General features: G+C 68.4%; 15 protein-coding genes. 4 read left to right on the forward strand and 11 right to left on the reverse strand.

Features of this window, described 5'->3' with window-relative positions; genetic code table 11:
• Positions 1-6 precede the first annotated feature (6 nt).
• Positions 7-1,773, reverse strand: a complete 1,767-nt coding sequence (locus AOM45_RS18900; protein WP_030466363.1) for a glycoside hydrolase family 6 protein — start codon at positions 1,771-1,773, stop codon at positions 7-9.
• 1,002 nt (positions 1,774-2,775) lie between these two features.
• On the opposite strand from AOM45_RS18900, the gene AOM45_RS18905 reads away from it, so the two are divergent.
• The 3 genes from AOM45_RS18905 (at position 2,776) to AOM45_RS18915 (ending at position 9,078) form a co-directional block, all read left to right on the forward strand.
• A complete protein-coding gene (locus tag AOM45_RS18905; RefSeq protein WP_030466362.1) occupies positions 2,776-5,694 on the forward strand; it encodes a glycoside hydrolase family 48 protein in 2,919 nt (972 codons plus the stop codon).
• A gap of 79 nt (positions 5,695-5,773) precedes the next feature.
• Entirely contained in the window at positions 5,774-6,904 is a 1,131-nt protein-coding gene (locus AOM45_RS18910; protein WP_030466361.1) for a GH12 family glycosyl hydrolase domain-containing protein, read from the forward strand.
• A gap of 281 nt (positions 6,905-7,185) precedes the next feature.
• Positions 7,186-9,078 (forward strand): glycoside hydrolase family 44 protein, encoded by a 1,893-nt coding sequence (locus AOM45_RS18915; protein ID WP_236703742.1) that lies wholly within the window; start codon positions 7,186-7,188, stop codon positions 9,076-9,078.
• Positions 9,079-9,110: 32 nt separating this feature from the next.
• On the opposite strand, the gene AOM45_RS18920 is transcribed toward AOM45_RS18915, so the two are convergent.
• From AOM45_RS18920 to AOM45_RS18940, 5 genes are all read right to left on the reverse strand, one after another.
• Positions 9,111-10,028 carry a dihydrodipicolinate synthase family protein gene (locus tag AOM45_RS18920; RefSeq protein ID WP_030466359.1) on the reverse strand — a complete coding sequence of 306 codons (918 nt, stop codon included), beginning with the start codon at positions 10,026-10,028 and terminating at the stop codon, positions 9,111-9,113.
• A gap of 175 nt (positions 10,029-10,203) precedes the next feature.
• Positions 10,204-11,514: an amidohydrolase family protein gene (locus AOM45_RS18925; protein ID WP_030466358.1), complete on the reverse strand. Its 1,311-nt coding sequence runs from the start codon at positions 11,512-11,514 to the stop codon at positions 10,204-10,206.
• Positions 11,511-13,040 carry an FAD-dependent oxidoreductase gene (locus tag AOM45_RS18930; protein ID WP_030466357.1) on the reverse strand — a complete coding sequence of 510 codons (1,530 nt, stop codon included), beginning with the start codon at positions 13,038-13,040 and terminating at the stop codon, positions 11,511-11,513. Before AOM45_RS18930 ends, AOM45_RS18925 begins: the two co-directional genes overlap by 4 nt.
• 2 nt (positions 13,041-13,042) lie before the next feature.
• Complete coding sequence (locus tag AOM45_RS18935) at positions 13,043-13,933, reverse strand: alpha/beta fold hydrolase (RefSeq protein WP_030466356.1); 891 nt, start codon at positions 13,931-13,933, stop codon at positions 13,043-13,045.
• Positions 13,930-14,757 carry an alpha/beta fold hydrolase gene (locus AOM45_RS18940; RefSeq protein ID WP_030466355.1) on the reverse strand — a complete coding sequence of 276 codons (828 nt, stop codon included), beginning with the start codon at positions 14,755-14,757 and terminating at the stop codon, positions 13,930-13,932. The genes AOM45_RS18935 and AOM45_RS18940 overlap by 4 nt, the downstream gene beginning before the upstream one ends.
• 59 nt (positions 14,758-14,816) lie before the next feature.
• On the opposite strand from AOM45_RS18940, the gene AOM45_RS18945 reads away from it, so the two are divergent.
• Complete coding sequence (locus AOM45_RS18945; RefSeq protein ID WP_201780013.1) at positions 14,817-15,512, forward strand: TetR/AcrR family transcriptional regulator; 696 nt, start codon at positions 14,817-14,819, stop codon at positions 15,510-15,512.
• A 96-nt stretch (positions 15,513-15,608) separates the two neighbouring features.
• Here AOM45_RS18945 and AOM45_RS18950 read toward each other — a convergent pair whose 3' ends face one another.
• The 5 genes from AOM45_RS18950 to AOM45_RS18970 are packed head-to-tail and all read right to left on the reverse strand — an operon-like array spanning position 15,609 to position 21,052.
• The gene (locus AOM45_RS18950) at positions 15,609-16,625 is read right to left on the reverse strand and encodes a LacI family DNA-binding transcriptional regulator (RefSeq protein ID WP_030466353.1); all 1,017 of its coding nucleotides are present in this window, start codon (positions 16,623-16,625) and stop codon (positions 15,609-15,611) included.
• Positions 16,622-17,998 (reverse strand): GH1 family beta-glucosidase, encoded by a 1,377-nt coding sequence (locus AOM45_RS18955; protein WP_030466352.1) that lies wholly within the window; start codon positions 17,996-17,998, stop codon positions 16,622-16,624. The genes AOM45_RS18950 and AOM45_RS18955 overlap by 4 nt, the downstream gene beginning before the upstream one ends.
• Positions 17,995-18,807, reverse strand: a complete 813-nt coding sequence (locus AOM45_RS18960) for a carbohydrate ABC transporter permease (protein ID WP_051782954.1) — start codon at positions 18,805-18,807, stop codon at positions 17,995-17,997. Before AOM45_RS18960 ends, AOM45_RS18955 begins: the two co-directional genes overlap by 4 nt.
• On the reverse strand, positions 18,804-19,766 hold the full coding sequence (locus AOM45_RS18965; RefSeq protein ID WP_081901932.1) for a carbohydrate ABC transporter permease: 963 nt from the start codon (positions 19,764-19,766) through the stop codon (positions 18,804-18,806). Before AOM45_RS18965 ends, AOM45_RS18960 begins: the two co-directional genes overlap by 4 nt.
• On the reverse strand, positions 19,763-21,052 hold the full coding sequence (locus tag AOM45_RS18970) for an ABC transporter substrate-binding protein (protein WP_030466349.1): 1,290 nt from the start codon (positions 21,050-21,052) through the stop codon (positions 19,763-19,765). Before AOM45_RS18970 ends, AOM45_RS18965 begins: the two co-directional genes overlap by 4 nt.
• Positions 21,053-21,278: the final 226 nt, after the last annotated feature.

Consider the following 21,278-nt stretch of genomic DNA (forward strand, 5'->3'; position numbering starts at 1 on the left):
ATCTCCTTACAGCGCCGGGTAGGCGTTCTCGACGAGCGACTTGAACTGGGCCGGGAACCAGACGCCGGCGTGCGGTGCGTTCGGCATCGCGCCGGTGAGGTTGCCGCCGTTGGACTGCTGGTCGCCGCGGAAGGCCGGGTCGCACATCGGGTCGTGCTGCTTGCCTTCCTCGTTCGGGCCACTGGTCTTGGTCGCGATGCCGTCGGACTCACCCGGCGGCTTGATCCAGACGTAGGCGTCGAAGTTCGGCCGCGGCGAGGCCTGCGGTCGCGCACCGATGCCCGCTCCGGTCTGGTTGCACCAGTTGCCGCGGTGCAGGCGGCGGTCGATGCGCCCGGAGTTGACGTAGTCGTCCACAGTGGACCCGGTCGCGCCGGCGGGACGGTTCGCGCCGCCCCAGCCGTTGCGGGAGGTGTCGACCAGCATGCCGATGCTGCTCGGGAAGCCCGCCGCCACGAACCGCCGGTGCAGCTCGGCGCCGAAGTCGGCCTCGTCGAAGTACGGGTTCCACTCGTAGAACTTCGCGGACTTCAGCGGCTGGCCGCCGACGGTCTTCATCGGGTCGGTCAGGTGGGGTTCCTCGACCGGGGTGTAGTTCGCGGTGTTGGAGACGAAGCCGTCGACGCTGCCGAAGCCGTTCGTCGTGCCGCGGACCACGTCGGTGTAGAGCTGCACGGCGGGCACGATGTTGCTGTCCCAGCCCAGCCACGCGGAGTGCGCGATGTCGAGGTAGTTGTAGACGTTCGAGAACGCGCTCAGCTTGTCGAGCGCGTACTGGATGCCCTGCACGTACGCGCCGCTGGACTTCGCCTCGGCGCACTTGGGCTTGGCGGTGTTGGTGACGAGGTTGGGCAGCGAGTCGGGTTCGATGATCGCCACGATGCGCAGGTCGCGGTACTTCGAGTCACCCAGGATCGAGGCGATCGGGTCGATGTACTCGGACTTGTAGCGCGCCAGACCGTTCTTGCTGACTTCGAGCTCCCCGTTGGACGCCAGCGCCGAGCAGTCGCGGTTGGGCAGGTCGTACACGACGACCTGGAACACCAGGGGCCGGCCGGCCGCGGCCTGCTGACGCAGTGCCTCGTCCAGGTGACCGCGCAGGCCGCGGCCCGCCGTGATCGCGCCGATGCGGTCCATCCACACGGCCGTCGAGTTCTCCGCCACCTTGCGCATCGCCGTGCCGAGTGCGCCACCCGTGCTGGTCGCCAGGGTGTTGACCTGGGTGACGTAGTCGGGGTTGAGGTAGCCGGCCGCGCCCGCGTACGGGTTCGCCACGTGCCCGTCGGGGTTGCCGGGATCCTCCGACGTGGTGGTCGTGGTGGTGGTGGTCGTCGTCGTGGTGGTCGTGGTCTCAACCGGACCGCCCGTGCACGCCGTGCCGTTGAGCTTGAAGCTCGACGGCTTGTCGTTCGTGCCGGAGAAGGAAGCCTGGAAGCCGAGACTGTGCGACCCGCCGGCCGCCAAACCCTTGGCCCAGTCGGGGTTCTTCGCCGTGACGTGCTGGCCGGACTGGGTGATCGTGGCGTTCCAGTGGTTCGTGATCCGCTGGTTGCCGCCGAAGTCCCACTCCAGGGTCCAGCCGTCGGAGATCGCGTCACCCAGGTTGTTCACCGTGACGTTCGCGGTGAACCCGGTGTCCCACTGGTTGGCTTGGTAGTCCACCGAACACCCGGCGGCCGCACTGGCCTGGTTGCCCACCAGTACCAGCGCACTCGCGCAGAGCGTCAGTGCCGCGACGGCTGAGCCGCCGCGCACCAGATTCGTTGATCGCATGAGGGGTCCTCGCAGCATCGTTGCCGGGGCTGATCTGGGAGCGCTCCCAGTGAGGTCGGGACAGTAACCAACGAAGACCAATTCAGGAAGAATTCGTCGAACTACGAATCAATGATCAGCGGTCTGCGCCTTTGCACGCTCGGTGGTGCTTTGGAGCCGAGCCTGATGCGGGGAATCGGCGTGTAACGATTTCCTTGCGCGTGCAAGTTACTTTCTGTAGATATACCGTGTGTAGCGTTGCGCCATTTCGGTGACGGATAACGTCCCGGAAACTTTTGTCCAATCTGTTTCGAGAGTGCTGGAGCTCGCGTCGAGTGGCGGAAAAGGTAAGGCCATACGGCCTAGCAGATCTTAATTAGCCGATGTAACGGTTCGCTGATGTGAACTCAACTCGCCTTGTCGTGGGCCGAACGGCGGCAGGAGCGTTGGTGCTCGTATCGATTCAGTGTCGACCGGTCTTCACGCTTGTGAACTGACCCGGAGGTTCTGCCTGCTTTTGTCCGCCCTTTGGGGTAGCGCGAGCGAACAATCGGCGGACGTTTGCGGGTTTGATGTCGGCAGTCGGACCAAATTGTGGGTGGACCCTCTTTTGGTGAGGTTTCTTCTCCGTTACAGTCCGCTTCTGGGAGCGCTCCCAGATCAGCCTCTTGCAATCCCCTGTCATTGGAGGCTCACATGCATCGGCGCATGTCGAGAGCGACATCAGCGACTGCGGCAGTCCTGTTCGCGCGATCGGGCCCGGCCCGATCCGGCGGGTTTTCGGGCAGACCATTCCGGTTCTGCGCGTCCGCCCTGCACAGCCCCATCGGCTAGCTCCACCGCTTCGCGGGCACCTCCCGCGGCAAGCGCAGCTCCTGCTCCACCCGGCGCGGCGGACTTCGCCACGGCTGCCGGGTGAGCGGTGACTTCACACCTCGGTGCGGGACGTTCGGCGTGCGCAGGCGTCCCGCACCGAATCCAGGCCCGCGGGTCAACGGCTGACCCGTGACGGAGGAGGAACGAATGAGGTACCGGACCAGAGCGGGACGGTTGCGCAGTGGGCCTGTCGCCCTTGTCGCGGCCGCGATCGTCACCGCGGCGGTGATGCCGGCCGTCGCGCAGGCCGCGGTGGCGTGCTCGGTGAACTACAGCATCACGAGTGACTGGGGCAACGGCTTCGTCGCCGACGTCGCCATCAAGAACGAGGGCGACGCCATCAACGGCTGGACGCTCAGCTGGACGTTCCCGGACGGACAGCAGATCACCAACCTGTGGAACGGCAGCCACACGCAGTCCGGTGCCAAGGTCAGCGTCACGCCCGTGGACTGGAACAAGAACATCCCCGCCGGCGGTTCGGCGGCCTTCGGCTTCCAGGGCACGCGAGGCGGGGCCAACGGCAAACCGACCGACTTCGCGGTCAACGGTGTGTCCTGTGGTGGCGCCAACAAGGCGCCGTCGGTGGCGGTGACCTCGCCGACGGCTGGTCAGTCCTTCCAAAGTGGACAGACGATTCCGCTGGCGGCCACCGCGTCCGACAGCGACGGCACGGTGTCGAAGGTCGAGTTCATCGCCGACGGCGTCGTCCTTTCCACCGACACCACCGCTCCCTACGAGGGATCGTGGGCTGGAGCCTCCGTCGGTGACCACGCCGTCGCCGCTCGCGCGACCGACAACCTCGGTGCTGTCACGACGACGGCGCCGGTACCGGTGAAGGTGCTGGCCGGGGCGACGATCGTGGCCTCCCCGGCGACGATCAACGTCAAGCAGGGCGACAAGGCGACCTTCGCGGTGACGCTGGCGAGCCAGCCGTCGTCCTCGGTCACCGTCGCGGTCGCCCGGTCGTCGGGCAGCGCGGACCTCACCGCGGCGCCGACGTCGCTGACGTTCAGCACGACCAACTGGAACACGCCGCAGGACGTCACCGTCACCTCCGCGGCCAACGGCGGCGACCTGGCGTCGGCGGTCTTCTCCGCCACCGCGCCCGGCTTCACGCCGGCTTCGGTGACGGCCAAGGAGATCTCCTCGACGATCCCGAAGTTCCAGGAGGCGTTCCTCACCCAGTACAACAAGATCAAGGACCCGGCGAGCGGCTACTTCCGCAAGTTCGGCGAGCTGCTGGTGCCGTACCACGCGGTGGAGACGCTCAACGTCGAGGCGCCCGACCACGGGCACCAGACGACTTCCGAGGCGTTCAGCTACTACCTGTGGCTGGAGGCGAGCTACGGCAAGATCAGTGGCGACTGGGCTCCGTTCAAGTCGGCGTGGGCGTCGATGGAGAAGTTCATCATCCCGGCCAAAGCGGACCAGCCGACCAACGACAAGTACAACGCGGCCAAGCCCGCGACGTACGCGCCGGAGCACGACAGGATGACCGGTTATCCGTCCGAACTGGACAGCAGCGTCCCGGTGGGATCCGACCCGATTGCGGCCGAGCTGAAGGCGGCGTACGGCACGGACGACATCTACGGCATGCACTGGCTGCTGGACGTCGACAACACCCTCGGCTTCGGCCGGTGCGGTGACGGCACCACGGCGCCGTCGTACATCAACACCTACCAGCGCGGGTCGTCGGAGTCGGTGTGGGAGACCATCCCGCAGCCGTCCTGCGACACGTTCAAGCACGGTGGCCCCAACGGTTACCTGGACCTGTTCACCAAGGACAAGTCCTACGCCAAGCAGTGGAAGTACACCAACGCGCCGGACGCGGACGCCCGCGCGGTGCAGGTGGCGATGTTCGCCGAGCAGTGGGCGACCGAGCAGGGCAAGCAGTCGCAGATCGCGCCCGAGCTCGCGAAGGCCGCGAAGATGGGCGACTACCTGAGGTACGCGATGTTCGACAAGTACTTCAAGAAGATCGGCGACTGCACCAGCCCGACGACGTGCCCCGCGGCCACCGGCAAGGACAGCGAGCACTACCTGATGTCCTGGTACTACGCCTGGGGCGGTGCGACCGACACGAGCGCCGGCTGGGCGTGGCGCATCGGTGACGGTGCCTCGCACCAGGGTTACCAGAACCCGTTGGCGGCGTACGCGTTGGCCAACGTTCCTGCGCTGAAGCCGAAGTCGGCCACGGGCCAGCAGGACTGGGCCAAGAGCATGGACCGTCAGCTCGAGCTCCTGCAGTGGCTGCAGTCGTCCGACGGTGCCATCGCCGGTGGTGTCACGAACAGCTGGGAGGGCTCGTACAGCAAGCCTCCCGCCGGCACGCCCACGTTCTACGGCATGTTCTACGACGCGCACCCGGTGTGGCGCGACCCGCCGTCGAACCGGTGGTTCGGTTTCCAGGTGTGGCAGATGGAACGCACGGCCGCCCTGTACCAGAAGACCGGCGACCCGCGAGCCAAGAAGATCCTCGACAAGTGGGTGCCGTGGGCGCTCGCCAACACCACGGTCGGTGCCGGCGGGGCGTTCCAGATCCCGAACGACCTGGAGTGGACCGGCGCGCCGGACAACTGGAACCCGGCCTCGCCTGGTGCGAACGCGAACCTGCGGGTGAAGGTGCTGAACTCCAGCCAGGACGTCGGTGTGGCGGCGTCGTTCGCCAAAACCCTGCTCAACTACGCGGCCAAGGCGGGCAACGGCCCGGCGCGGACCACGGGTGAGGGTCTGCTGACGGCGTTGCTGTCCCACCAGGACGCCAAGGGCATCGCCATCCCGGAGACCCGCGAGGACTACAAGCGGTTCGACGACAAGTACAACGCCACCACCGGTGAGGGCGTCTACGTCCCGCCGGGCTGGACGGGCACCATGCCCAACGGCGACAAGATCGGCCAGGACTCCACGTTCCTGTCGATCCGCTCCTTCTACAAGAACGACCCGGACTGGCCGAAGGTGCAGCGCTACCTCGACGGTGGTCCCGCTCCGACCTTCACCTACCACCGGTTCTGGGCGCAGGCCGAGATCGCCACGGCGTTCTCGCTGCACGCGGAGCTCTTCGGCTAGCAGGTCGGCGCCGGCGCGTCCCCGAACACGGGGGACGCGCCGGCACCCTCACCCCCGATCAACAAAGGAGTTGTTCGCCATGCGTGTTCGAACCCTCCGGCCGGCGGCACTGCTGCTGGCCGCCGTCACGGCGGTGGCGGGGCTGGTGGTGGCCAACAGCGCACCCGAGGCCACCGCCGCCACGACGATCTGCGAGAAGTTCGGCTCGACCAAGGTCCAGGGTGGGCGGTACGTCGTCCAGAACAACGAGTGGGGCGCGAGCGACGGCCAGTGCATCAGCGTCTCCGACAACGGTTTCGCCATCACCTCCGGCAACCACAACGTGCCGACCAACGGAGCGCCCGCGGCCTACCCGTCGATCTACGCGGGCTGCCACTACGGCAACTGCTCCAGCGGCAGCGGACTTCCCTTGCAGGTCAACAGGTTCGGCACGCTCTCCGCCAGCGTCTCCTACAGCACCGCGAGCGGTTCCTGGAACGCCTCCTACGACCTGTGGTTCGACCCGAACCCCAACCAGCCGGGGCAGAACACCGGCGCCGAGCTGATGATCTGGGGCAGCCACCAGGGTCCGCCGCAGCCCATCGGCAGCAAGGTCGGTACCGCGTCCCTCGCCGGTACCGGCTGGGACGTCTGGGTCGGCAACATCGGCTGGAACGTCATCTCCTACGTCCGCCAGCAGACCACCAGCTCGCTCGACCTGAACCTCGCCGAGTTCGCGAACGACGCCGTGCGCCGGGGCCAGGTGCAGACCTCCTGGTACCTGACGAGCGTGCAGTTCGGGTTCGAACCCTGGCAGGGCGGACCCGGGCTCGCGGTGAACTCCTTCTCGTTCTCGCCCTCCGGTGACGGCGGTGGTGGTGGCCCCACCACGACCACGACCACCCCGAACCCCGGCGGTCCCGCGGCCTGCCGTGCCTCGCACAAGATCACCAACTCGTGGGGGAGCGGCTTCACCGCCGAGGTGACGCTCACCAACAGCGGATCGTCGACCGCGAACAACTGGCGCTCGACCTGGACCGCTCCGTCCGGTGTCTCGGTGACCAACGGCTGGAACGCGACCGTGTCGCAGAGCGGCTCGACGGTCACCGCCACCGCGCCGGGCTGGAGCCCCGACCTCGCTCCCGGCCAGAGCGTGACGGTCGGCTACCAGGCCAACGGACAGGCCGCGGCGCCGAACGGCTTCACGCTGAACGGCGCGCAGTGCTCGTGAACCCGTCCTGACGCCGTCCCCCGATCCCCCGCAGGCCGTTCGCGCCACCCGCCCGGTGCGGACGGCCTGCGGGCCCTCGGTCTTTCCGAATCCGCGAACGCATTTCCGGTGAGCATTGTTCGATTCGAATGTGGTCGAAGCACCTGTGAGTGACTTGACCCGCACCTGATTTCGCACCAGCGTCAAGTGCGGGGAAATTCGACGCAATGACGCGAGAGGAAGACTCTGTGGCGAACAATCGGCGATTACGGAAGCCGCGAACGCTCGTGGCCACTGGTGCGGTGGCGTCTCTGGTCGCGGCGGCGTTCACCGTCCAGACAGCCGGGAATGCGGCGGCGGCGGCGACCGCCGGACCCGCGCTGTCGGTGGACGTCGCCGCGGCCCGGCACGCGATCAGTCCCGGCATCTACGGCCTCAACGGTGGCGACCCGGCGTTCAACGCCGAGATCGGCCAGACGGTGGCGCGCTGGGGCGGCAACGCGTCCAGCCGGTACAACTTCAAGAACCGCACCTACAACACGGGCAGCGACTGGTTCTTCGAGAACATCGTCGCCGACGAGGCGCACTCCGTGGAAGGCGTGGTCGGCACCAACCTCGGTCGCGGCATCAAACCGGTCGTGACCGTGCCCATGGTCGGCTGGGTGGCCAAGGACTCGCCGTCGTCGCACCCGTTCGCGTGCGGGTTCCCGGCGACCCGGTTCCCCCAGCAGGACAGGTTCGACGAGTGGGACCCCAACTGCGGCAACGGTCAGCTCGACGGCAAGAACCTCACCGGCGTGCCGACCGACAGCTCGATCCCCGCGGGCGCGGCGTTCGCGGGTGAGATGGTGTCGCACCTGGTGAACAGGTTCGGCACGGCGGCGCAGGGCGGCGTGCCGACCTACGAGCTCGACAACGAACCGGTGCTGTGGGCCAACACGCATCGCGACGTGCACCCCGAGCTGGTGTCGATGGACGAGCTCGGCAACAAGGGCACCGCGACGGCCGCGGCGATCAAGGCCGCCGATCCGAGCGCGGCGGTGCTGGGCCCGTCCGGCTGGGGGTACTGCGAGTGGGTCGCGTCCGGTGTGGACGGTTGCGGACCTGGTGCCGACTCGGCCGCGCACGGCGGGCTCAACCTCTCCCAGTGGTACCTGAAGAACATGAAGGACTACAGCGACGCGCACGGCGGCAAGCGCTACCTGGACTACTTCGACCAGCACTTCTACCCGCAGATCAGCGGTGACAAGACGCCCGAGGCCAACGCCTTGCGGCTGCGGTCCATCCGGTCGCTGTGGGACCCGACGTACGTCGAGGAGTCCTGGATCGGCCCCGGCGGGGTCAACGCGCCGCCGCTGCAGTTCATCCGCACGATGAAGTCGTGGATCAACCAGTACTACCCCGGCACCAAGACCGCGATCACCGAGTACAACTGGGGTGCACTGGACGACATCAACGGCGCGCTGGCGCAGGCCGACGTCCTGGGTGTCTTCGGACGGGAGGGCCTCGACCTCGCCACGATGTGGGGTGAGCCCAAGCCGACCGATCCGGGCGCCTACGCGTTCCGGATGTACCGCAACTACGACGGCGCGGGCAGCCGGTTCGGCGACGTCAGCGTGTCGGCGAGCTCCGCGGACCAGGGTCAGTTGTCGGTGTACGCGGCGGAACGCGCCTCCGACAAGGCGCTGACCGTCATGGTCGTGAACAAGACCGGCGGCGACCTCACCTCGCCGCTGTCGCTGGCCGGGTTCGACAGCACCGGTGCGGCGCAGCGGTTCACGTACGGCCCCGCCGACCTGGGTCACATCGTGCGCGGCGGCGATCTCCCGGTGGCGGGCGGCCGTGTCGACGCGACCTATCCGGCGAACTCCATCACCCTGCTGGTCCTGCCGCAGGCCGGGTGCTCGGCGAGCCTGCAGGTCAACGGCGACTGGGGCACCGGGCACGTCGCGACGGTGACCGTCACCAACAACCGCGCCGCGGCGCTGACCGGGTGGAAGGTCAGCTGGACGTGGCCTGCCGGTCAGCAGATCACCAACTCGTGGAACACCACCCTGACGCAGAACGCCTCCGGTGTGATCGCCACCGACGTCGGGTGGAACGGCACGGTCGGTGCGGGCGGAGGCACCACGACCTTCGGGTTCGAGGCCACCGGCAGAGCGGCCGCGCCGAGGCTGACCTGCAGCCCCGTCTGAGCACGCGCGCTGTGAGGCCGGTCTGCCCGGCCTCACAGCCAGGTGCGGGTGTCGCGCCTGGCGAGGCGCTCCAGCAACAGGTCGACCTCGTCCCGTTCGGTCTTGGTGAGGGTCCGTTCCGGCTTGCGCTGGGCGTCGCTGCGCAGGAGTCCGCGCCGGTGCAGAACGTGTTTGCGAACCGCGAGCCCCACCCCCGGTTGCTGCTCGTAGCGGATCAGCGGCAGGTGGGCGTCGAAGAGCTCGTGCCGTTCGTCGCCGGTGAGGCGGACGACGTCGACCAGGAGCTCGGGGAAGCAGTAACCGGTCATGGCGCCGTCCGCTCCCCGTGCCATCTCGAAGTCGAGGAACAGACCGCCGTTGCCGCACAGGATCGACAGGCGCGGCATCTCACCGTTCTCCTCCGCCACGCGCAGTGCGCTGATCTTCTCCAGCCCCGGCCAGTCCTCGTGCTTCAGTATGACCACCGACGGCACCTGACACGCGATCCGGCGCAGCGCGGGCACGGACATGACGACGGAGAACGTCAGCGGGTGGTCCTGCACGACGATCGGGACCTCTGGCCCGAGCGCCGTCGCGGCCTGGGCGTAGTAGCCGACGATCTGGTCGTCGGTCCGGAGAGTGGCGGGCGGCGCGATCATCACGCCGGCCGCGCCCCTCGTCATGACCTGGTCGGTGAGGGCGCGCATCGTGCCGAAGCCGGGGGCGGACACGCCGACGACGACCGGCAGATCGGTGCGGTCCAGAACCGCCCAGACGATCTCGACCGACTCGTCCTGCGTCAGCTTCGGCGCTTCGCCCATCTGCCCCAGCACGGTCAGGCCGTCGACCCCGACCGCTGCGTGGAAGTCGACGAGCCGGCGGAGCGAGTCGAGGTCCAGCCGCCCGTCGGGGTGGAACGGGGTGGGCAGGACCGCGTAGACGCCTCGGGTGGACCGGTTGATCAGGCTCATGGGTCGGTGTTCCTCGCGATCCCGAGATTCATCGCGCTCCCTCCGGATTCCCGAGGAAACCGAACCGGTTTCCGGGCCGGGCGCGCAAATACCAAAATCGTGTTCTCCGGACAGTTTCTTCCTATTACCTCGGTGCACCGCGTGGACTCGAGTTGACGCAGGCGCACGACAGCGGTCAGTCGACGAGACCGGGCAGGAGGTGGTCCGCCGACTCCCGGAGTTGTCCTCGCACGGCGTCGAGGTCCACGTCGACGAGGGCGTGCTGCCGCTTGCGCCAGCGCCCGGCGATCATGACCGCCTCGATGTCACCGGCGCCCGCGTACAGCGCCGTCGCGACCGGATCCGTGATCGGCCACGTCCTCGGCGCGGAGCCGTCGACGACGACGAGGTCGGCCTGCAGGCCCGCCTCGAGCCTGCCGACGCGGTCGTCGAGGCCGAGCGCTCTGGCGCCTTCGACCGTTGCCCAGGCCAGCGCCTGTTTGGCGGTGATCGTCGCGGTCAGGGAGAACGCGCCGGTGGTCTGCCGGTGGTGGTCGTGGTCGAGGCCGCGCTGGTGGGCCAGTGCGATCCGGGCGGCGGAGAGCACGTCGGCGGGCGTGACCGCGTCGGTGTCCGTGCCCAGTGACGGCGCGGCACCCAGCTGGAGCAGGTGGCCGGTGACGGGGGAGCCGTGGCCCTGGCCGAGCTCGTTCTCCGGTGTGCACGTGATGGTCGCTCCCGCGTCGACCAGGATCTTGATCCACTCCTCGGTGAGCCCGGCGCCGTGCACGACGTTGGTGGAGGAGCTCAGCAGTCCGGCTGTCCGCACGCCCTCCCACCCAGGCCCCGGTGCTCCGCCGCTCTGGTGCATCGACACGACGATCCCGCGCTCGGCGGCGGCGCGGAAGTCGGCGACCGCGACGTCCGGAGTGGACAGTTGCGGGCCGCGGACCGCCAGGCCGAAGGTCAGCAACGCGTGGGTGCCGGCCGGGCCGTCGAGCAGCCGGTCGATCTCGCTCACGGGGTGGGCCGCGTCGGCGGCGGAGTACGGGGTGCCGTGCAGGAATACCCCGCGGATGCCGGACGACAGCAGGCCGTCGATCGCCGCGTCGGTGTGGTCCGGCGTGGGGGTGTTGTGGCACCAGTCGCCCAGGGTCGTGGTGCCGCGGTCGAGCTGGCTCAGCGCGCCTGCGAGCGTGCCGGCGCGCATGTCCTCCGGGCGGTAGTGCTGGGCCACAGCGCCGTGCATGCGGCCGAGGTAGTCCGCGAGCGTCCAGTCGACGCCCGTGCCGCGCAACGCTGTCTGCCACGTGTGCAGGTGGGCGTTGACCAGGCCGGGCATGATGATCCGGTCCGTGACGTCGACGATCTCGGCGCCGGTGTCGTCGAGGTCGGTGCCGATTGCGGTGATGCAGTCGTCGTTGATGAGGACGTCGGCGCGTTCGGCGTCGGGACGGTGCGACGCCATGGTGATCACCTGCGCGCCACGCAACAGAATGCGGCTCATCGGACGGTCTCCTGCTGGGCCACGGGCGTCATCGCGCGAGCGGCTGTCTGAGTCGACGCGAGGAAGTTCCGCGTGGCGATGTGTCCGATGTAGCCGTCGGGACGGATGAGCAGCAGGGTTTCCCCCTTGAGCCCGTAGCTGCGGCGGAAGTCTTCCCCGGCGTCGACGACGACACGCCGCAGCGGCGCCCCCGTGGCCGGCCAGTCGAGTTCCTCGCCGGCGGCAGCAGCATTCGGGCCGTGGGCGACGAGCGTGAAGTGCGGGCCCCGGAAGGAGTCGAACAGGTGCACCGGTGCACCGTCCTCGCCGAGCAGTTCGGCGTCCGGCGCACGATCACCGACCTGCAACGTCGTTGTGCGGTCGCAGTCGGTGGGTGCGAGCGGGCCGCCGTAGTAGGTCAGCGACAACTGCTGCTCGTCCTTGCCGCGGCGCAGGCTCGACGGGTCGAGCTTCGCGATGCCTTCGTACTTCTGCGTGGACAGGCCGAGCACGCCCGCGGCGATCGGCAGGCGTTCGGCCTCGTAGCTGTCCAACAGCCGCTCGTCAGCCCCTGCGAGGACCTGGCCGAGTTTCCAGCCGAGGTTGTAGGCGTCCTGGATGCCGGTGTTGAGGCCCTGGGCGCCGGCGGGGGTGTGCACGTGCGCGGCGTCGCCGGCGAGGAAGACCCGGCCGCGGCGGTAGGCCTCCGCCAGGCGGATGTTGGGCCGGAACACCGACCGCCAGCGGATGTCGTGCACCTCGATGTTCCGGTTGTGGGTGTGCGCCTGGATCCGCCTGGTGATCGCCTCCGCTCCCTCTGGCGGGTCCTCGTCCGGGGCCAGGCGGATCATCCACTGGAACAGGTCGCTGTGCGGCAACGGGCAGGCGCCGGCGAACCGGCCCTTCACTCCCGGCCAGACGTGCCAGCGATCGCGGGACAGACCGGTGGTGACCGCGTCGACGATCAGCATGCGGTCCTGTTCGTCGGTCGTGCCGAGGAAGCTCAGGCCGAGCTGGCCGCGCACGGCGCTCGCACCGCCTTCGGCTCCCACCAGATAGCTTGCCGTGATCTTCTCGGTTCCGTCGTCGCCGATCACCGTCGCGGTGACCGACGTGCTGTCCTGGACGAACTCGACGAGCTCCTGGCCGTACTCGACCCGGCCGCCCAGCTGTTCGAGCCGGTCGTGCAGCACGCTGTCGGTGCGGTACTGGGGAATCAGCCGCGTGTTCGGGTGGGGGACGTCGGTGGTGCGGTCGCGGTTGCGGAACATGCGCCACGGTGCGGCGACCGGTCCCAGGTGGATGCCCAGGCGCGGGTAGTCGCTGCTGCCGGCCAGGATGTCGTCGATCGTGCCGAGGTCGTCGAACACCTCCAGCGTCCGCGGCTGGATGCCCTTGGCACGCGAGCCTTCGAAGGAATGCGGTGCCTTGTCGATGATGCGGACGGTCACGCCGCGACGCATCAGGTCGATCGCCAGTGTGGTGCCGGTCGGGCCGGCGCCGGCGATCAGCACGTCGATGGTTCGGGAGTTCTCGGGGTCGTTCATGGTCAGAGCCGATCTGGGTGAGGAACGGCGAACGACGCGAGCAGCTCGCCGACGTCTTGGGGCCGTTCAAAAGGGGCCATGTGGCCGCATTGGGTGATGACGTGGGTCTGGCGTGGCCGCAGCAGTTCGGTGACGGTGCCGAGATGGGTGATCGGGGTGACCTGGTCGTCGTCGCCCCACACCAGCAGGGCCGGGATGCCCAGCTCGCCCGTCGCGCGGAAGAGCTCCTGCCGCTCGTACAACGGGAAGTCCTGCAGCGTCTGGAAGAACGAGTAGAGCGAGCCTTCGAACCGGTAGGCGTCGCGCACCATGGCGACCAGTTCGGCGGACAGCGCGGGATCGCGGACGTTGTGCCCGAGGTGTCCCTCCAGCAACTTGCGGCCGAAGCGCTGGGCGACGAACTCGCTCACGAAGTCGTTGCGCAGCAACCGTTGTGGGAGGGGACGTTGGCCCAGTCCGGCTGGTCCGACGACGGTGAGCGTGGCCAGCGCTTCGGGATATTGGTTGGCGTAGGCCATCGCGACAAGAGCACCCATGGAGGTGCCGACGACGTGCCACGGGGGAGTGAGGTTCAGCGCCGCAGTCAGTTCGGCCAGCTGCCGGACGAACAACGCCTCGTCGTAGGTGCGTCGCACCCGGTCGGAACCACCGCGGCCGTAGGCGCTGCAGACCAGGGTGCGCAGTCCTCGGGCGTGCAGCTGCTCGACGGCCCTGTCCCAGTAGAACAACGGGATCGTGATGCCGCCGACCAGCACGACGAGCGCGCCGTCTTCGGGACCTGCCAGCTCGTAATGCGTCACACCGTCGGACAGTTCGACGTAACTGCCGCGCAGAGTGCGCCGCGTCGTCTCGTCGAGCCGACGGTCCTCATCGGACGCGACGAAGTACCTCATCGCCGTTCCTCCTTCGTGCGCAGGAACTCCGCGATCGCAGCCGCCACCCAGTCCGGGTACTCCTCCGGCAGCAGATGCCCGCCGTCGGGGTGCACGCGCTCCTGCGCTCCCGGGATGTCGCGAGCGAAGTGCTGCCCGTCGATCTCGGCGCTGCGCAGGACCAACGTCGGGGCGGTGATCCGTGTGATCTCGCTGCTGCGGTCCGGCTGGCTCGTGTTGGCGAAGTCGACGAACGCCGACCGGTTCCCGGGACGGCTCGTCAACGCGTGCACCCGGTCCACCATGGCGTCGTTTACGATCGCCGACTTCGGGCCGACCGCTTCACGTAACCCTCGTTCGGTCGCGCCGCGCGGCAGCCACCGCCGCAACACCGGGCGCAGCAAGGGATTGCGCGCCAGCCGCAGCCCGGCGGGCAGCAACTTCCCCGGATAGCCCGTGGCGTTGACGAGCACCAGCCCGTCGACCCGCTCGGGCGCGTCCAACGCCAGGTTCCACGCGATGTTGCCGCCCAGCGAGTTGCCGGCCACCGTGAAGTGCGGCACGTGCAACGCGGTCATGAAGCGGGCGATCGTTCTCGCGTACGTCCCGACGCGGTAGTCGCGGTCCGGCCGCGGCCCCGTCCGTCCGAAGCCCGGCAGGTCTGGGCGGATCACGTCGTAGGACGACGACAACAGCGCGGCCACCCGCTCGAAGCCCTCCAACGACGAGCCGCTGCCGTGCAGCAGCACCACCGTCGGCCCCTGACCTGCTCGTTCGTAGTGAACGCGCAGGCCGTCCACCGAGACGGCCTCGGTGCCGGAGGTGGGGTTCTGGTTGCTCTTCATAATGGTTACAGTGTTGCCGTTATTGTGGGGGGTGTCAACCGGAGGTGATACTGATGCGCGTGACCAGTTCGTCTCAGCCCGCCGCCGGCGGCACCGAGTCCACTCGGCGCTCACGTGGCCGTCCCGCCGTCCCCCTGGACCGGATCCTCGCCACGGCGTTGCAACTCGTCGACGAGGAAGGCGCCGAGGCCCTGTCCATGCGGACTCTCGCGCAACGGCTCGAATCCGGCACGGCCACGCTGTACCGCCACTTCACCAGCCGGGCAGTGCTCGTCGGGCACGTGGTCGACCGCGTTCTCGGTGAGGTCGAGCTCGATGACCGGGCGCTGGCGAAGATGAGCTGGGACCAGGCCTGTCAGGCGCTCGCCCAGGCGATGTTCGACACGCTGGGCGAGCACCGCAAGGTCGCGCCCCTGCTCATGGAACAGACGCCGATCGGGCCCAACGCGATGATGCTGCGGGAACGCAGCCTGGCCGCCCTGCTCGGCGGAGGCCTGTCTCCGAGTCTCGCGGCGCGCGCCTACGCGACGCTCGCTCGTCACGTCCTGGGCTTCGCCATCCAGCTCTCCGGATCCGAGAACGCGGCCGAGCAGCAGCAGGTGTCGGCGTACTTCCACAAGTTGTCGCCCACCGACTTCCCGGCCACGCTCGCGGTCGCGGACTCGTTGCCGGTGCCGCTGGAGGACGAGTTCGCCTTCGGGCTGGAGCTGATCATCAACGGATTGCGTCAGCTGCACGCCCGCCGACTTCACTGACCCTGCTCGAACCGAAGCTGTCCGAACGCGCGAGCACGGCCGGGGCGCCCGGCCGTGCACTCGCCCGGCGAACGAACCCGTCGAGAAGCGCCTGAGTCAGGCGCTGTCGCGGAACACCATCGCCGTCGGCAACAGCACCGACGGCGGCAGGCCCTCCTCGCCGGCCAGCTCCGCGAGCAGCCGCCACGTCATCGTGCGGCCCAGTGCCTCGACCTCCTGCCTCACGGTGGTGAGCGGAGGCACCGCCGTGGAGGCCAGCACCGAGTCGTCGAACCCGACGACGGCGACGTCCTCGGGAACCTTCCTGCCACCGGCGCGCAGGACCCGCAGTGCGCCCAGCGCCATGATGTCGGCGGCCACGAACACCGCGTCGAGGTCCGGCGCCCTGCTCAGCAGTTCCTCCATCGCCGAGGCCCCGCTGTCGGGCGTGAAGTCGCTGTGCACCACCAGGTCCGCGGGCCGCTGCGCCTCTCCGACGCCACGCCGCCACCCGCTCAGCCTGTCGATGCCGACGGTCATGTCCTGCGGTCCGGCGATCGTCGCGATCCTCTTGCGCCCCAACGAGACGAGGTGGCGCGTCGCCTGCAACGCGCCGGTGAAGTTGTCGGCGTCGACGAACGGGACGTTGCCGACGAGGAGGGGACGGCCTCCGACCACCACCGGCAGACCCCTGGCGCTCAGGATCTGCGGCAGGGGATCACCTCCGTGCAGACTCAGCACGAGCGCGCCGTCCACGTGCCCGCCGCTCAGGTAGGCCACCATGTCGTGGTTGTCGTCCGGCTGGCTCATCATGACCAGGAGCTGGATCCTCCTGCCCGTGAGCTCCGTGTGCACGCCGCGCAGCACACCGGCGAAGAACGGGTCCGCGAGCACGCGGCTGCCCTGTTCGGACACGACCAGCGCGATCGCGTTCGCCTTGCTGCCGGCCAGCGTTCGCGCCGCGTGGTTGGGGCTGTAGCCGAGGCGCTCGATCGCGAGGTGCACGGCCTGGCGGGTCCGGTCGCTGACCTGCTCCCCGCCGTTGAGCACCCTGGACACCGTGGACTTCGACACCCCGGCCGCGAGCGCGACCTCCACGATGCGCGGGCCGGGGCGCCGGCTGGTGTCGGTCACGGAGTGGCGACGAGCGTGTTGCCGCGTGCGACCTGCGCGAACCACTTCGCGCTCAACTTGGGTGTGCGGACCTGGGTGTCGTAGTCGACGTGGACGATGCCGAACCGCTTCGCGTATCCCTCTGCCCACTCGAAGTTGTCGAGCAGTGACCAGCAGAAGTAGCCGCGCAGGTCCACTCCCGTCTCGATGGCGTCGTGTGCGGCGCGCAGGTGGGACTCCAGGTACGCGGTCCTGTCCAGGTCGTGGATCCCGTTGCCGTCGACCTCGTCTCGGAAGGCAGCGCCGTTCTCCGTGATGTAGAGCGGCAGCCGCGGGTACTGCGCGTGCAACCGCAGGAGCACCGACGCGAGCCCGTCCGGCCGCACCTCCCAGCCCATGTCGGTGACCGGCGCGTCGCGGCGTGGGAACGAGTGGTCTCCGACCCCGACCCACGGCGACGGCGCGGTCTCGCCGGGCTCGGCGCTGACGAAGTGCTCGGTGTAGTAGTTGACGCCGAGCATGTCGAGCGGCGCCGAGATGAGGCCGAGGTCGCCGTCCCGGACGTGCCGGGCGAAGCCGAACGGTTCCAGGTCGGCCAGGACGTCCGCCGGGTACCTGCCGTGGAACAGCGGGTCGAGGAAGATGCGCTGCTGCAAGCCGTCGAGCCGCCGTGCGACGTCCTGGTCGGCAGGAGACGCGGGGTCGGCGGGGATGATCGGGTACATGTTGAGCGTGATGCCCACGCGCGTGCACGGCGTGGCGGCCCGGATCGCTCGTGCCGCAAGGCCGTGCCCGAGCAGCAGGTGGTGCACGGCCGCGGCGGCGGCACCGGGTTCGGTGCGCCCCGGCGCGTGAACACCGGCCGCGTAGCCGAGAAACGCCGAGCACCAGGGTTCGTTCAGCGTGGTCCAGGTGGTGACGCGGTCACCGAGCGCCTCGGCTGCGGTGGTGGCGTAGTCGGCGAACCGGAACGCGGTGTCGCGCTCCGCCCAACCGCCGGCTTCTTCCAGCTTCTGCGGGAGGTCCCAGTGGTAGAGCGTCGGCCACGGCTGGATGTCGTGCTCCAGCAACGTGTCCACGAGCCTGCTGTAGAAGTCGAGCCCGGCCTTGTTGATCGCGCCACCGTCCGGGCGAACCCGCGGCCAGGCGATGGAGAACCGGTAGGCCCTCAGCCCGAGGTCGGCCATCATCCGGACGTCCTGCGCGAACCGGCGGTAGTGGTCGGCCGCGGGTTCACCGCTGTCACCGCCGACCACCTTGCCGGGCTGCCGGCAGAACTCGTCCCAGATGGAGTCCGTGCGACCGTCCACACCGGTCGCTCCCTCGACCTGGAACGCGGCGGTGGCCGCGCCCCAGAGGAATCCCTGCGGGAAAACGATGTCCGTCACATTCATCCCTTCACGGCGCCCTGCATCACACCGGCGACGATCTGCCGCCCGAGAACGAGGAACACGATCAGCACCGGAACCGTCGCGAGGGTCGTTCCGGCGAGCACGAGCGAGTAGTCGACGTAGTAGCCGCTCTGCAGCTTCTCCAGTGCGACCTGGAGAGTCGGGTTGTCGGGGGTCAGCACGATCAACGGCCACAGGAAGTCGTTCCAGGACTGCATGAACGTGAACACGCCGAGCATCGCGGCCGCCGGTCGGGCAGCGGGCAGCGCGACGTGCCAGAACGCGCGCCACAGGCTGCAACCGTCCATCCGCGCGGCCTCGACCAGTTCGTCGGGCACGGTGTCGACGAGGTACTGCCGCATCCAGAAAACCCCGAACGCGGTGACTAGGTTCGGCACGATCACGGATTCGAGCTCGCCCGCCCAGCCGAACTCCGCCATGGCCATGTACAGCGGGATGATGCCGAGCTGGGTCGGCACCGCCAGTGTCGCGACGACGAACAGGAACAGCACTCCTCGGCCGCGGAACCGCAGCTTGGCGAAGGCGAACCCGGCCAGCGTCGACAGCAGCACGACCGACACCGTCACGGTCCCGGAGACGATGAAGCTGTTGGCCAGCCCCTTCCAGAACGGGATGGTGTCGAACACGCGCACCGCGTTGGCGAAGAAGTTCCCACCGGGCACCAGCGTGAAGTCGCCGGTCAGCACCGAGTTGTCGCGGCTCGCCACCAGGAACGACCAGTAGAACGGGAAAGCCGAGCCCAGCACGAACGCCGCCAGCAGGCCGTAGACCACGAAGGAAGGACGTTTCATCGCACGGCCCTCCTCGTGAGCCAGAAGTTGAGGCCTGCCACCGCGATCACGATCAGGAACAGCGTCCACGCGATCGAGGCGGCGTAGCCGAGGTCGAACTGCTGGAACGCCGACTGGTACAGGTAGAGCACGACGGTCTGGTACTGGTGCACGGCGCCGCCGCCGCTGCCGCCGGCGGGATCGAACAGCTTGGGCTCGGTGAAGATCTGCAGTCCGCCGATCGTCGAGGTGACGATGACGAAGATCAGAGTGGGTTTCAGCAGCGGCAGCGTGATGCTGAAGAACTGCCGCACGGGGCCGGCACCGTCCACCACCGCGGCCTCGTACAGGTCGCGGGGGATCGCGAGCATCGCGGCCAGGACGATCAGCGCGTTGTAGCCCGTCCAGCGCCAGTTGACCATCGACGCGATCGCGACGTGGCTGCCGAAGGTGTCCGCCTGCCAGTCGATCGGCGGGATTCCCACCACCGACAGCACGGAGTTGACCAGCCCGAACTGAGGCCCGAACAGGTTGCCGAAGATGATCGTCAACGCGACCAGCGACGCGACGTAGGGCAGCAGCACGCCCATCCGCCACATCGTCCTGGCCCTCAGGTTCGCGGCGAGCAACGCGGCGAGCACCACCGCGACGATCACCTGCGGCACGCTGGAGAGCAGGAAGATGCTGAAGGTGTTGAACAGCGCGTTCCAGAACTGGCCGTCGGCGAACAGCGTCCGGTAGTTCTCGAGACCGACGAACGCCGGGTCGTCCGCGCCCAGGTTCCAGTCGAACAACGACACGTAAGCGGTGTACAGCAGGGGGAAGAGCCCGATCGCCCCGAACAGCACGAAGAACGGCGCCACGAACAGGTAAGGTGAGACCTTGCTGTCCAGTTTGGACAAACGATGCCGGAAGGGCGGGTGCTTGCGAACCTGCTCGGCCCGCTCGCGCCGCACCTCCCTGGTGAGAAGGGCGGTCACTTGGCCGCCTTCTGGGCTTCCTGGACGGCGGTCTTCCAGGCATCGTCGGCGTTCTTGCCCTGCTCGATCGACTGCAGCGCCGGGCTGAACACGTTGTCCTGGATCTGGCCGTCCTGAGGGCCCTTGTACTGGGCGGCCGCGACCTTCTTGGCCTGCGTGGCGAACAGGGCGCCGGCCTTGACGTCACCGAAGTAGGCGTTGGTCTGCTCCAGCAGAGCCGGGTCGCTCAGAGCCTTGACCTGGCTCGGGAACGTGCCCTTCGCCTTGAACGCCTTGATCTGCTGCTCCGGAGCCGTCAGCCACGCCGCGAGCTCGGCGGCCTTCTCGGCGTTCTTGCCCTGCTTCGGCACGGTCAGGTACGAGCCACCCCAGTTGCCGCCACCGTTCGGGAACGCGTCGGTGACAGCCCACTTGCCCTTGTTCTCCGGACCGGCCTGGGCCTCGATCACGCCCAGCATCCACGACGGACACGTCTTCGTGGCGAACGCACCGGCCTTGAACCCGGTGTTCCACTCGTTGCTCCACGCGACGAGCTTGGCCGACTGCCCCTTCGCCACGGCCTTCGTCACCGCGTCCCAGTCACCCCTGATCGCGGCGTTGGACTCGACGACCAGCTTGTCGCTCTTGTCGAAGTAGCCGACCTCGTGCTGGTTGTGCATGGCGTTGAAGATCTGCGAGGCGCTGTCGAACCAGGCCACGCCGCCGGACTTCGCGATGAACTGGTCACCGGCGGCGAAGTAGCTGTCCCACGTGGCGAACAACGACTTCACGGCCTCCGGGTCCGAGGGCAGCCCCGCCTTCTCGAACAGGTCCTTGCGGTAGCACATGGCCAGCGGGCCGATGTCGGTGCCGTAGCCGATCAGCTTGCCGTCCTTGGTGGTCGCGGCATCGGTCTTCCACTTGAGCCAGCGGTCGCCCGCGGCGTCCTTCGGCCCGACCTCGCCGAGGTCGTTGAACTGGCTCGCCTTCGACATCACCTGGCTGAGGTAGCCCTCCTCGATCGCCTCGACGTCAGCCAGGCCGGATCCCGCCCCCAGCTTGGTGAAGAGGTTCTGGTGGTGGGGAGAGGCCTGGCCCGCCTTGCGCTGGGTGATCTTGATGTCGGGGTGGGACGCCTCGTACTCCTTGAAGAGGTCCTCGTAGCCGAACTCGTTGAACGTCGCGACGGACAGCTCGGTCTTGCCATCGGCGCTCTGGCTCGTCGCTCCGCCCGAACCACAGGCGGTGACGGTCACAGCGGACATGGCGGCGCAGGCCAGGACGCTGGTCAAACGGCGGGGACGCACGGGAGAACTCCTCTGGTCTCAGCGGCGGATTCTGGGAGCGCTCCCAGACGGGCAGAGTCTGATTCAGAGCGCTTCGAGGTGTCAAGGAATCCTGATCCACTTGTAACTAAGGTGCAGGTGTTCCTGCCGGTTCGATCGTGGGCGAATGTGCGCTGAGCTGCTCTTATAGCGTTCGCGGTAGGGCGCTCGGGTTGCCCTTTCCGGTTCGCGCAGCACTGGTCTCGGT

It is taken from the genome of Lentzea aerocolonigenes, from assembly GCF_000974445.1.
Taxonomy (GTDB): domain Bacteria; phylum Actinomycetota; class Actinomycetes; order Mycobacteriales; family Pseudonocardiaceae; genus Lentzea; species Lentzea aerocolonigenes.